This is a genomic window from Caballeronia grimmiae, assembly GCF_000698555.1.
In the GTDB taxonomy this organism is placed as follows: Bacteria; Pseudomonadota; Gammaproteobacteria; order Burkholderiales; family Burkholderiaceae; genus Caballeronia; species Caballeronia grimmiae.
The window spans coordinates 287,612-299,622 of the sequence record NZ_JFHE01000004.1 but is presented as its reverse complement, the minus strand read 5'-3'; the positions used below and the strand labels follow the sequence as shown (position 1 = coordinate 299,622).

Genomic DNA, 12,011 nt, shown 5'->3' with positions numbered 1-12,011 from the left:
AAACACGAAGCGGCCCGCAGGCCGCTTTTTTCATGGCGTCGAGGGTTCAGGCAGGTTCAGCCCCGGCGCGAGACGCGTCGCCTTGAACTCGGTGATCTCGTAGTGTGCGAGTTGCTGACGGGCAAACGGGTCCTCGGCAATGATCGCGTCGAGCCGCTCACGATCTACGCCCGTCGCGATAATCACGCCGCCGTCGCGCGGCACCTTCGGCCCCGCCATCACGAACACGCCAGCGGCGAAATGGCGTTCGAGAAACGCCCGATGTTCTTCGAGCGCATCGTCGATTTCGGCGAGCGCGCCGGTGTATCGCAGATTGATCAGGTACATGCTGATGGCGCCTCGACGAAGCTTGTGTGCATTTAATTGTACGGCGCACCGCCAGCGGATATGGTCATAAGCAAACCGTATTTCCGCAGGCGCCGACGCTGTGCGAAGATTTGCGCATCGGCCGCGCGCCTTGTGCGACAGCCGGTACAGCACTCCCGCAGTCATTTTGCATTCGAAACAGGAACACCATGCAGCGCAGAAATTTGCTTAAAGCTGTGGCCGCCTTCGTGGCGTCCGCGGCGTTCGTCACGAGCTTCTCGGCCCATGCCGACGACAAGGTCATCAAGGTCGGCACGATCAGCGGCCCCGACGCACAAATCTGGCAAGTCGTGCAGAAAGTCGCCAAGCGCGAAGGTCTGAACGTGAAGGTGATCGAGTTCAACGACTATGTTCAGCCGAACGCCGCGCTCGATGCCGGCGATCTCGACGCCAACAGCTTCCAGCATCAGCCGTATCTCGATAGCCAGGTCAAGCAGCGCGGATACAAGATCGTCAACGCGGGGCTGACGTACATTTCGCCGCTCGGCGTGTATTCGAAGAAGCTGAAGTCGCTGAAGGACCTGCCGCAAGGCGCGAAAGTCGCGGTGCCGAACGATCCGTCCAACGAGAATCGCGCGCTTCTGCTGTTGCAGTCGCAGGGCGTCATCAAGCTGAAGGCCGGCGCCGGCGCGAACGGCAACAGCGCAACTGCGCTCGACGTCGCCGAGAATCCGAAGAAGATCAAACTGGTCGAGCTCGATGCAGCGCAACTGCCCCGCACGCTCGCCGATGTCGACGCCGCCGCGATCAACACGAACTTCGCCCTTGCCGCCGGCCTGCAGCCGACGAAGGACGCGATTGCGCTCGAAGACGTGCATAGCCCGTATGCGAACCTGATTGCGGTCCGCGCGAAGGACAAGGACCAGCCCTGGGTGAAGAAGCTCGTCGCCGCGTATCAGTCCGAGGACGTGCGCCAGTTCCTCAAGAACGAGTTCAAAGGTTCTGTCGTGCCTTCGTTCTAAACGAACTGCAGTCCTCTCGTTTCTACGGCGTCCCGATGGACGCCGTTTTTTATTGCGCGGATCAGTCCGTCATTCGGCGTAAATCCGCCGCAGCTCGCGCTCCCAGACGACGCCTGTTTCATCTTGACGCAGCTTGAAGCCGCTGCGCATGAAGAGGGCGCACAGGTCCTCGCGCGCATCGTCGATTTGGCAGACGACGCTTTCGTAACCCGCGCCCTGCGCAAAGTTCGCGCATGCCGCGACGAGGCTTTCGCCCAAACCGCAGCGCCGTGCGCCCGGCTCGACGAACAGCAGTTCAATGCGCGCCTGACTTTCCGACGCCGCATTCAGCACCGCCGCACCGACGCGAGCGGCGCCTTGCTGCTCGGCCACCCAGCATGCGATGCCCGGCTTGTTCGTCTGCATGGCGTGTAAAAAGCGTGAGATGACGTCGGCCGCGTGAGTCTCGTTCAGGAGGCACGCCCCTTCGGATACGTCGAGCAGCGCGTGACGCTCGATCATCCAGCCGAAATCGCCGCACCGCGGACTGCGCAGGCGTGTGACGACGTCGGCGGAAGAGGGCGACAGCAGCCGCTCGATGTCCGCCATCGCCGACGACAACTGCTCGATCTCGCCGGGGGCCAGCCGGTTGAGAAGCGAGGCCGTTTCCGTGGACACATGAAGGTCGAGTTCATCGACTTTGGCTTTCGCCTCGGTTGTCATGAACAGGAGATGCGCGCGCCCGTCCGACTCGTTCTTGCGCCGCACCACGAGCCCCATCTTCTGGAAGTTCGAGATGAGGCGGCTGAGGTAGCCCGTATCCAGCCCGAGATTGCGCGAAAGATCGGCGGCGGTGTGCGCGCGATCGTGCGCAAGCTCGTGAAGAATGCGCACCTCGGTGAGCGAAAAATGGCTCTTGTGAAGCCGTTCATGGAAAGCGCCCGCGTGGCGCGCGTAAAACCGGTTGAAGCGCCTGACGGCTTCAACACCCCGACTCGGATCAAAACAGCCCATCTGCCTTCGCTCTCTCAGAAATCTGGTTTTGATTAATTAATTGCGATTCCGAACTAATGCCCACATTGTGCCAAAGAAAGCACGATCGTGCGAATGCGTGCATGCCCAAATTCTAGTGCAATCGACAATCGAGCAGACCAGCCAGGTTTATGCGGGTAAGTCCTCATGGCAATTATTCTCCGAAAGCACACGCGGATCAATCTGTAACTTATTGATTATGAGCAGGATTCCAGCGGTGCGTGCAGCTATCTGGCAGACATTGACTGGTATTATGTTGGTTATATAATGGGCTCCACTTTCAAGCGGTGTGGGCTTTCAAGGCTCGCCGCGGAAACCATTCAATGCGATGCACAAAAGCCTGCGGTTTCCATTCGCATTTCACGCGACACCCTGAATTCAGGCGTTGCGCGAGCAGCAAAAGGCGCACGGCGCTGCCTTTTCAGTGACCGCTGCTCGGCGGCAATGAACCTGCGTCGCAGCGGCAGCGGCAGCGGCAGCGGCCTCGCCGAGGCCAGCCAACCTTGCATCGCGCGATTCGCACGGATTCCGAAGAGAGTAACGAAGACAACAAGAGGACCCAATGACGCCGTCCGCAGGCTCGCGCTTATCGAAGTACGCGCGAGTCAGCCTGCTCGCAGCATGGCGCGAACGGCCCGGAACCTCATCACGCATTGCGCACTTCCAGAGAACTTCATGCTGAAAGGAAACATACTGACGAACGACGGATGGATCCACGGTTCCGTGCGTTTCGAAAACGGCCGTGTCACGGCGCTCGAAGGCCATATCGCCGATCCGTCGATTAATGACGCGCCGTTCATACTGCCCGGCTTCATCGATCTTCACGTGCATGGCGGCGGTGGCCGCGACATCATGGAAGGCGGCGACGCAGCCGATACCGTCGCCCGCGAGCACGCGAAGCACGGCACGACGAGCCTGCTGGCCACGACGATGACCGCGCCGCGCGACGAACTGATGGACGTCGTCGCCGGCCTGGGCGAACGCGCCAAATACCGCGCCGCGAACGGTGCGCGCGTGTTGGGCGTGCATCTGGAAGGACCGTACATCAATCCCGGCAAGCTGGGCGCGCAGCCGGACGCAGCCGCCGTCGCGGTGCGCGACGAAGTGCTCAAATTCCTCGAACTCGCGCCGATCCGTGTCGTGACCATTGCGCCGGAGATTTCGGGGCATATGGAAGTCATCGCCGAGATGGCTGCGCGCGGCGTGCGCGTGCAACTGGGTCATTCGCTCGGCACTTACGACGACGCCGTCAACGCGCTCAAACACGGCGCACGCGGCTTCACGCACCTGTTCAACGCGATGTCCCCGCTGCATCATCGCGATCCCGGCATGGTCGGCGCGGCGCTCGCGCATGCGGAGTACGCCGAACTGATTCCCGACCTGCTGCACGTCCATCCCGGTGCGATCCGCGCCGCGATGCGCGCGATCCCGCGTCTTTACGTCGTCACCGACAGCACGTCGGCGGCCGGTATGCCGGACGGCGAGTATCGCCTCGGCAGCCAGCACGTCACCAAATGCATGGGCGGCGTGCGCCTCGCGGACGGCACGCTCGCAGGCAGCACCCTGACGATGGATCAGGCGCTCCGTAATCTCGTCTCGCTGGGCATTCCGCTCGCGGACGTTTCCAACCGCTTGTCGCGCTTTCCCGCCGATTACCTCGGGCTCGAAGATCGCGGCCGCATCGCGCGTGGCGCATGGGCCGATCTCGTCGTGCTCGACCGGGACTTTGCACTGACCGCCACGTATGTCGAAGGAGAATCGCTTGTCGAATATGCTCAATGAGGCGCTGGAGTCCGCGGATGTCGTCGCGGCTCAGCTCGCCGATACCTCGCGCATCGAAGCGCTGGCCGTGAAACTCGCGGAGCAGCCGCGTCATGTCGCGTTGACCGTCGCTCGCGGCAGTTCGGACCACGCCGCCAGTTATTTCGCAAGCCTGACGATGAGCCGCATCGGCGTGCCCGTCGCCTCGCTGCCGATGTCCGTCGCCACGCTCCAGCAAGCGCCGCTGCGCGTGTCCGGTCAGCTTGCCGTCGCCTTCTCGCAATCGGGCAAGAGCCCCGACCTCGTCGGCACGATGCAGGCGCTGCGCGATGCGGGCGCGTTCACCGTTGCGGCCGTCAACGTGCCGGGCTCGCCGCTCGAAACCGCGTGCGAATGGTACTTGCCGCTGCTCGCCGGGCCGGAGTTGTCCGTCGCGGCGACCAAAAGCTATATCGCGATGCTCTCGCTGTCGGCAATCGTGATCGCGCACGTTCAGCGCGATGTCGAATTGCTCAACGCGCTGAAGTCGCTGCCGGACGCACTGCGCGCGGCGGGCAAGCTCGACTGGACGCGCGCCGTCGACGAACTGAAGAACGTCGATCGCATGATCGTGATCGGGCGCGGGCTTGGCCTTGCCATCGCGCAGGAAGCGGCGTTGAAGCTGAAGGAGACGTCGGGCATTCAGGCCGAAGCGTTCTCGAGCGCCGAAGTGCGTCATGGCCCGATGGAGATCATCGATCGCGATTATCCGCTGCTCGTTTTCGCGCCGCGCGGACCGGAGCAGGCTGGCCTGATCCAGCTTGCCGCCGACATGCGCGCACGCGGCGCCCGCGTGCTGCTCGCCGCGCCGAGCGACGTGGCCGAGGCGGAACTGCCGCTCGTTGCAACCGATCACCCGGCGCTCGATCCGATCGCCGCAATTCTTTCGTTCTATGTGATGGCCGCCGGTCTGGCCGCCGCACGCGGGCGCAATCCCGACGCGCCGCGCCACCTGAACAAAGTCACCGAAACCCATTGAGTGAGAAAGACGATGCGCCGTGCCGAGCAGTCTTTGCTGAATTCCTCCACCGCCGATAACCCGAGCGACGTCGTTCTGCTCGCTCCGTTCACCGGCCCCGTCGTCCCGCTCGCCGACGTGCCCGACCCCGTATTCGCCGAGGGCATGTTCGGCGACGGCATCGGCATCGACCCGCTCGATCACGTGCTCGTTTCGCCTTGCGATGGCACGGTCACCCATCTCGCGCGCACCCATCACGCGGTCACGCTGCGCACCGCGCAGGGAGCGGAAATCCTCGTGCATATCGGCATCGATACGGTCGAACTGGGCGGCAAGGGCTTCACGCCGAAGGTCGAGCAGGGCGCGTCGGTGCGCGCGGGCCAGCCGCTGATCGAATTCGACGCCGATTTCGTCGCGCAGCACGCACCCAGCCTTGTTTCCGTCATTGCGATCGCCAACGGCGATGCATTCGATGTCATCCAGCGCGCCAGCCGCGGCGTGGTGAAGGCGGGCGAGCGCATGCTCGTGCTGCGCGCGAAGGAAGGCGCGGCGGCGCAGGCGGCGCTGTCGTCGTCGAACGTCGTCAATGAAGCGCGGCGCAGCGTCACGCTGGCGCACGCGGGCGGCTTGCATGCGCGTCCGGCGGCGCGGGCGCGGGAAGCGGCGCGCGGCATCGACGCCAAGGTCGAAGTGCGTTACCAGGGCCGCAAGGCGGCGGTGGAAAGCGTTGTCGGCCTGCTCGGTCTGGGCGCAGGCGAAGGCGCGACCATCGAGCTCGTCGGCATGGGCGCGCAGGCGCAGGAAGCGGTCGATGCCGTCGCGACCGAGTTGTTGCGCGCCGCTCAAGGCGAAGTCGAAGAAACGCCGGCGCGCGAGAAATCGCCCGCGCCGCTTGCGGCTCGCGCTTCCGCGCAACCACTGCCGCCGAACATGCTGGCCGGCGTGTGCGCCGCGCCTGGCATCGCGGTCGGAAAGCTTGTGCGCTGGGACGATCAGGAGATCGTGCCGGAAGAAAAAGCGAGCGGACCTTCGGCGGCCGAAAGCCGGGCGCTCGACCGCGCGATCGCACAAGTGGACACGGAACTCGAGGACACCGTGCGGACCGCCTCGCAACGCGGCGCGGTCGGTGAAGCGGGCATTTTCGCGGTGCATCGCGTGCTGCTGGAAGACCCGACGCTCGTCGACGCCGCCCGCGATCTGATCAGTCTCGGCAAGAGCGCAGGCTTCGCGTGGCGCGAGTCGATCCGCGCGCAAATCGCGTTGCTCAACAACGTGAACGACGCGCTGCTCGCCGAACGCGCCGCCGACCTGCGCGATATCGAAAAGCGCGTGCTGCGCGCACTCGGCCTCACGAACACGGCGGCGCGCGCGCTGCCCGACGAAGCCGTGCTCGCGGCCACCGAATTCACGCCGTCCGACCTGTCGTCGATCGACCGGACGCGTGTGACCGCGCTCGTGATGTCGCGCGGCGGTGCGACGTCGCACGCGGCGATCATCGCGCGTCAAATGGGCATTCCGGCGCTCGTCGCGATTGGCGATGCGCTTCACGCGATTCCGGAAGACACGCAAGTGGTCGTGGACGCATCGGCGGGACGCTTCGAACATGCGCCGACCGCGCTCGATGTCGAACGCGCGCGCCATGAGCGCGAACGGCTTGCCAGCGTGCGCGAGGCGAATCGCAAGATGTCGCAGGAGGCGGCATCGACGCGCGATGGGCGTCACATCGAAATCGCCGCGAATATCGCCACGCTCGACGACGCGAAGGCCGCCGTCGACAACGGCGCGGACGCGGTCGGGCTGCTGCGCACGGAACTGCTGTTCATCCACCGTCAGGCTGCGCCGACGGTCGCGGAGCACGCGTCGAGCTATCAGGACATCGTCGATGCGCTCGCCGGGCGCTCGGCCATCATCCGCACGCTCGATGTCGGCGCGGACAAGGAAGTGGACTATCTGACGCTGCCGCCCGAAGAGAATCCGGCGCTGGGCTTGCGCGGCATCCGTCTCGCGCAGGTGCGCCCCGATCTGCTCGACGACCAGTTGCGCGGTCTGCTCGCCGTCACGCCGGCGGGCGCGGTCCGCATTCTTCTGCCGATGGTCACCGACGCCGGCGAATTGCAGCGGCTGCGCGCGCGCATCGACGAACTGGCGCGCGAAGCGGGCCGCACGGATGCGATCGAAGTAGGCGTGATGATCGAAGTTCCGTCGGCGGCGATGCTCGCCGATCAACTCGCGAAATACGCCGATTTTTTCTCGATCGGCACCAACGATCTGACGCAGTACACGCTCGCGATGGACCGCTGCCAGCCCGATCTCGCCGCGCAGTCCGACGGCCTGCATCCGGCCGTGCTGCGGCTCATCAAGGCGGCGGTGCAGGGCGCGGAGAAGCATGGCAAGTGGGTCGGCGTATGCGGCGCGCTCGGCGGCGATCCGCTCGCGGTGCCGCTGCTCGTCGGCCTGGGCGTGACGGAATTGTCGGTCGATCCGTCCGCCGTGCCGGGCATCAAGGCGCGCGTGCGCAATCTCGACTACCAGCTTTGCCGTCAGCGCGCGCAAGACGTGCTCGCGCTCGAATCGGCTCAGGCAGTAAGGGCGGCCAGCCGCGAAATCTGGCCGCAGGACTAAACGGCACTGACCGTCGTACAACCCCGAGCAGCACCGACAAGACCTATATTTTTGGAGAACCCGATGGACGCTAACCCGTTTGCAAAGATGCAGCGCCTAGGCCGCGCGCTGATGCTGCCGATTGCCGTATTACCGGTGGCCGGCCTGCTGCTGCGTCTTGGCCAGCCCGACGTCTTCAACATCAAGATGATCGCCGACGCCGGCGACGCCATCTTTTCGAATCTGCCGCTTCTGTTCGCCATCGGCGTCGCAGTCGGCTTCGCGAAGGACAACAACGGCACGGCGGGTCTCGCCGGCGCGATCGGTTATCTGATCGAAACGGCCGTCATGAAGGACATCGACGCCAAGCTCAACATGGGCGTGTTGTCGGGGATCATCGCGGGGATGGTCGCGGGATACATGTACAACCGCTTCAAGGACATCAAGCTCCCCGAGTATCTGGCGTTCTTCGGCGGCAAGCGTTTTGTGCCGATCGCCACGGGGGTCGCCTGCCTCTTTCTCGGCATTCTCCTCGGCTTCGTCTGGAAGCCGGTGCAGCTCGGCATCGATACAGCCGGCAACTGGCTCACGACGGCAGGCGCGCTCGGCACCTTCGTATTCGGCGTGCTGAACCGCATTCTGCTTGCGACGGGGCTGCATCACATCATCAATTCGCTCGCGTGGTTCGTGTTCGGCTCCTACACGCCTGCCGATGGCGGCGCGGTGGTGCACGGCGACCTGCATCGCTTCTTTGCGGGCGACAAGAGCGCGGGCGGCTTCATGACCGGCTTCTTCCCGATCATGATGTTCGGCCTGCCCGCCGCGTGTCTCGCGATGTTCCACGAAGCGCCTAAGGAGCGCCGCGCGGTCGTCGGCGGCCTGCTGTTCTCGATGGCGCTCACCGCGTTCCTCACGGGCGTGACCGAGCCGATCGAATACAGCTTCATGTTCCTCGCGCCGGTGCTCTACGGCATCCACGCGGTGCTGACCGGGCTGTCGCTCGCGATCTGCTCGGCGCTCGGCATTCACCTTGGCTTTACGTTCTCGGCGGGCGCGATCGACTACGTGCTGAACTACGGTTTGTCGCAGCGCGGCTGGATGGCGATTCCGCTCGGCCTCGTGTACGGCATCGTGTATTACGGGCTGTTCCGCTTCTTCATCCGCAAGTTCAACATGGCGACGCCGGGCCGCGAACCCGCCACGACCGACGCCCAAACCGATGCCACCCCTGCCGGCGGCTTCGTACCGGGTGAGACCGTGCCGGCTGCGGCCAGCACGCGCGCAGGCAAGTACATCGCGGCACTGGGCGGCGCGTCGAACCTGACGCTCGTCGATGCCTGCACGACGCGGCTGCGTCTGTCGGTGGTGGATGCGGAAGCCGTGTCCGAGCCGCAGTTGAAGACCATCGGCGCGCGCGGCGTGCTGAAGCGCGGCAAGACCAGCGTGCAGGTCATCATCGGACCGGAAGCGGACCTGATCGCGGACGAGATTCGCGGCGAACTCGAGCATTCCTCGACGCGCGGTGCGACGCCGGCCTCGTCGGCCCCGGCGCAGCCTGTCGCCGCTGCAAGCGTGGCTGACCAGACTGCCGGTCCGCTCGATCCGGACCCGCTGCGCTGGATCGCGGTGTTCGGCGGTGCGACGAACGTCGTTTCGCTCGATGCCGTCGCGCAGACGCGCCTGCGTGTCGTCGTGCGCGATCCGTCGTCGGTGGATCGTCAGCGACTGTCGCAACTGGATGTCGCGTGGGTGTCGGCGGATACGTTCCACATCGTCGTCGGCGCGGCGGCGCAGCGATATGCCGCACAGTTGAGCACGCGTCTGACGGGTAACGGCGGCGGCGCTGCACCGATGCCGGCCTGATTCGGCAAGCGGTTGTTTCGAGAAACGGCGCTCCTTCGGGAGCGCCGTTTTTTTTCGACCAGCGGCACTGCAAAGCGGCTGTGCAAAAAAAAAGCCCGCTGTCTTTCGACAGCGGGCTTCGATCTTCCGCTACAGCCTCTACGCGGCGTTACGCGTAATCGTGCAGCGCCGAGCGCATTTTCTTCATCGCGCTGGCTTCAATCTGGCGAATGCGCTCCGCCGACACGCCGAATTCGTCGGCCAGTTCGTGCAGCGTCTTGCCGCCCGATCCGTCGTCCTGCACGTCCAGCCAGCGCGCCTTGATGATGCGGCGGCTACGGTCGTCCAGCGACTCCAGCGCGGTCGACAGACCATCGCTTTGCAGCTTGTCGAACTGGCGCGCGGCGATGACGTTTGTCGGTTCGTTATGCGAGTCCGCCAGATAGGCGATCGGCGCGAACGCTTCCTCGCCGTCATCGACCTGGCCTTCGAGCGCGATATCGCCGCCCGACAGACGCGTTTCCATCTCCGCGACTTCCTCGCGCTTCACGTTCAACTCGCTCGCGAGACCTTCGATCTCGCCCGGCGTGAACGCCGCGTGCCCGGTCTTGTGACTGCGCAGGTTGAAGAACAGCTTGCGCTGCGCCTTGGTTGTCGCGACTTTCACCATGCGCCAATTGCGCAGGATGTATTCGTGAATCTCGGCCTTGATCCAGTGCATCGCGTACGACACGAGGCGCACGTTTTGCTCCGGGTCGAAGCGCTTAACGGCCTTCATCAGACCGATATTGCCTTCCTGAATCAAATCAGCATGCGGCAAGCCGTAGCCCAGATAGTTCCGGGCGATGGACACCACGAGACGCAGGTGCGAAAGCACGAGCTGCCGCGCCGCGTCGAGATTGCCGTGCTCGCGAAATTCGGTTGCGTACTGACGTTCCTCCGCTTGCGAAAGCATCGGAATGCGGTTCACTGCTTGTATGTATGAATCGATGTTGCCGATCTGCCCGGTCAGCATCGACGACTGTGCGTACGTCAGCGCGCCTGCCGAAGATGCCTTGGCAGGCGCCGAGCCCACTACATTCGGAAGGGTCATCGCATTGGTCACGCTCATAAGCTCCTTTTCAAATGATTTGCCCGCAGCCAGAACGGCGGCGGCAAGTCAGCCACGATATTAGCACTCCGTTCCAACGAGTGCTAAGTATTAGAGGGAGGAACAACGTGAGAGTTCCCACAAAGCTATCAACTTTATGAGTTCGATAGTGGCGCGGGGTGGGCGGAAAAGTCGAAATTACCGATTCGATCTCTAGCGGCTACTTAATTACCGCATTTATTCGCCTGTGAAAGGCTTTGTTCAAATAAATGAATCGCCAATGTGGCTTTGTGCAAATTTTTATCAATCCACATACAATCTGCCGATCCCGTCATGCGGACATGAAACTCAACCCTTATATGGGGCGCTCATGCAGAAAAGCAAAGATCTCTGGCGCAGTGTGTTTTGTCACGGCGCGCTCGCGCTTTCGCTCGGTCTCGTTTCAGCGGCGGCGCACGCCGACCGGTTCGGCCTGCAGATCACGGGCGGGGTGTCCGACCGCGACATCCGGAAGGCGGACCTCGGCGTGGTCTGGGATCCGGGCCTGACCTGGTGGGAGATCGGCGGCTTTCACTTCACGCTGCTCGGCGAGGGCCACGTCGGATACTGGCATTCGACCCTGGACTACGCGGTCAATCCGAACATCTGGGAAATCGGCGTGACGCCCGTTCTGCGATTCGTGAAAAGCTCCGGCTATATCCGTCCGTTCATCGAGGCGGGTGTCGGCGTGAGGCTGCTCTCGCACACGCGCATCACGCCATATTTCACGGTATCGTCGGCGTTCCAGTTCGCCGATATGGTCGGCGTCGGCGCGATCTTCGGTGCGAAGCAGAACTATCAGGCCGGTTTTCGCTTCCAGCATGTGTCGAACGCCGGTATCAAAGAGCCGAATCCTGGTATAAATTTCAGCCAGATTTATCTGCAATACAACTTCTGACGAGGCGCCGGCGCATCGGTTCCTTGGCGAGGGGAATCGACAGATGCCCGCAAAAACCTTCGAGGTCATCCGCGGCCTGGAGCGCGACCGCTTTCGCGCGATGGTCGAAGGCGACGGCCCGACGCTGGAGGCGCTGCTCGCCGAGAACGCCAGCTACGTGCACACGAACGGCAAGCGCGAGACCAAGCGTCAGTTCATCGACGCAATCACCGCAGGCCGCCGCCGCTACCGCCAGATCGAAATTCAGTCGCAGGACGTGGTCGCAGCCGGCCGCGACAGTTGCCTCGTGTCGGGCCGGGCGCTGATCGAGATGGAATCGAAGAACGGCGCGCTGCTTTTTCCCGTCGCCTATACCGCGATTCACGTTCAGACCGACGGTCAATGGCTGATGCTCGCGCTTCAGGCGACGCGCGTGGCGCTCGAATAGCCGCGCGCGCCGCGCCG

General features: G+C 63.9%; 10 protein-coding genes and 1 pseudogene. 7 read left to right on the top strand and 4 right to left on the bottom strand.

The features are described 5' to 3' along the window. Window positions 1-30 precede the first annotated feature (30 nt). Window positions 31-327, bottom strand: coding sequence for a YciI family protein (locus BG57_RS07385; protein ID WP_035961822.1), 297 nt, complete (start codon window positions 325-327; stop codon window positions 31-33). A gap of 188 nt (window positions 328-515) precedes the next feature. Between BG57_RS07385 and BG57_RS07380 the strand changes: the two genes are divergently transcribed. Further along, window positions 516-1,328: a MetQ/NlpA family ABC transporter substrate-binding protein gene (locus BG57_RS07380; RefSeq protein ID WP_035961821.1), complete on the top strand. Its 813-nt coding sequence runs from the start codon at window positions 516-518 to the stop codon at window positions 1,326-1,328. Window positions 1,329-1,397: 69 nt separating this feature from the next. Here BG57_RS07380 and BG57_RS33660 read toward each other — a convergent pair whose 3' ends face one another. Together BG57_RS33660 and BG57_RS33655 are read right to left on the bottom strand one after the other, a co-directional pair. Next, a complete protein-coding gene (locus tag BG57_RS33660; protein ID WP_229753842.1) occupies window positions 1,398-1,985 on the bottom strand; it encodes a GNAT family N-acetyltransferase in 588 nt (195 codons plus the stop codon). A 117-nt stretch (window positions 1,986-2,102) separates the two neighbouring features. Continuing rightward, window positions 2,103-2,321, bottom strand: a pseudogene (locus tag BG57_RS33655) (bifunctional helix-turn-helix transcriptional regulator/GNAT family N-acetyltransferase); the annotation flags it as partial. A gap of 693 nt (window positions 2,322-3,014) precedes the next feature. Here BG57_RS33655 and nagA point away from each other — a divergent pair. The 4 genes from nagA to nagE all read left to right on the top strand — a co-directional run bounded on the left by nagA (window position 3,015) and on the right by nagE (window position 9,561). Then, the gene (gene nagA / locus BG57_RS07370; RefSeq protein ID WP_035961937.1) at window positions 3,015-4,121 is read left to right on the top strand and encodes an N-acetylglucosamine-6-phosphate deacetylase; all 1,107 of its coding nucleotides are present in this window, start codon (window positions 3,015-3,017) and stop codon (window positions 4,119-4,121) included. Next, window positions 4,111-5,118 (top strand): SIS domain-containing protein, encoded by a 1,008-nt coding sequence (locus BG57_RS07365; RefSeq protein ID WP_035961819.1) that lies wholly within the window; start codon window positions 4,111-4,113, stop codon window positions 5,116-5,118. The genes nagA and BG57_RS07365 overlap by 11 nt, the downstream gene beginning before the upstream one ends. 12 nt (window positions 5,119-5,130) lie before the next feature. Beyond that, entirely contained in the window at window positions 5,131-7,719 is a 2,589-nt protein-coding gene (gene ptsP / locus BG57_RS07360) for a phosphoenolpyruvate--protein phosphotransferase (protein ID WP_035961818.1), read from the top strand. Between the two features lie 63 nt (window positions 7,720-7,782). Next, window positions 7,783-9,561: an N-acetylglucosamine-specific PTS transporter subunit IIBC gene (gene nagE / locus BG57_RS07355; RefSeq protein WP_035961817.1), complete on the top strand. Its 1,779-nt coding sequence runs from the start codon at window positions 7,783-7,785 to the stop codon at window positions 9,559-9,561. 148 nt (window positions 9,562-9,709) lie between these two features. Here the strand turns inward: nagE and rpoH are convergent, their stop codons facing one another. Next, window positions 9,710-10,645, bottom strand: a complete 936-nt coding sequence (gene rpoH, locus BG57_RS07350) for an RNA polymerase sigma factor RpoH (RefSeq protein ID WP_035961936.1) — start codon at window positions 10,643-10,645, stop codon at window positions 9,710-9,712. Window positions 10,646-11,000: 355 nt separating this feature from the next. On the opposite strand from rpoH, the gene BG57_RS07345 reads away from it, so the two are divergent. After that, on the top strand, window positions 11,001-11,567 hold the full coding sequence (locus BG57_RS07345; RefSeq protein WP_035961816.1) for an acyloxyacyl hydrolase: 567 nt from the start codon (window positions 11,001-11,003) through the stop codon (window positions 11,565-11,567). A 43-nt stretch (window positions 11,568-11,610) separates the two neighbouring features. After that, the gene (locus BG57_RS07340; RefSeq protein WP_035961814.1) at window positions 11,611-11,994 is read left to right on the top strand and encodes a nuclear transport factor 2 family protein; all 384 of its coding nucleotides are present in this window, start codon (window positions 11,611-11,613) and stop codon (window positions 11,992-11,994) included. The last annotated feature ends 17 nt before the right edge of the window (window positions 11,995-12,011 follow it).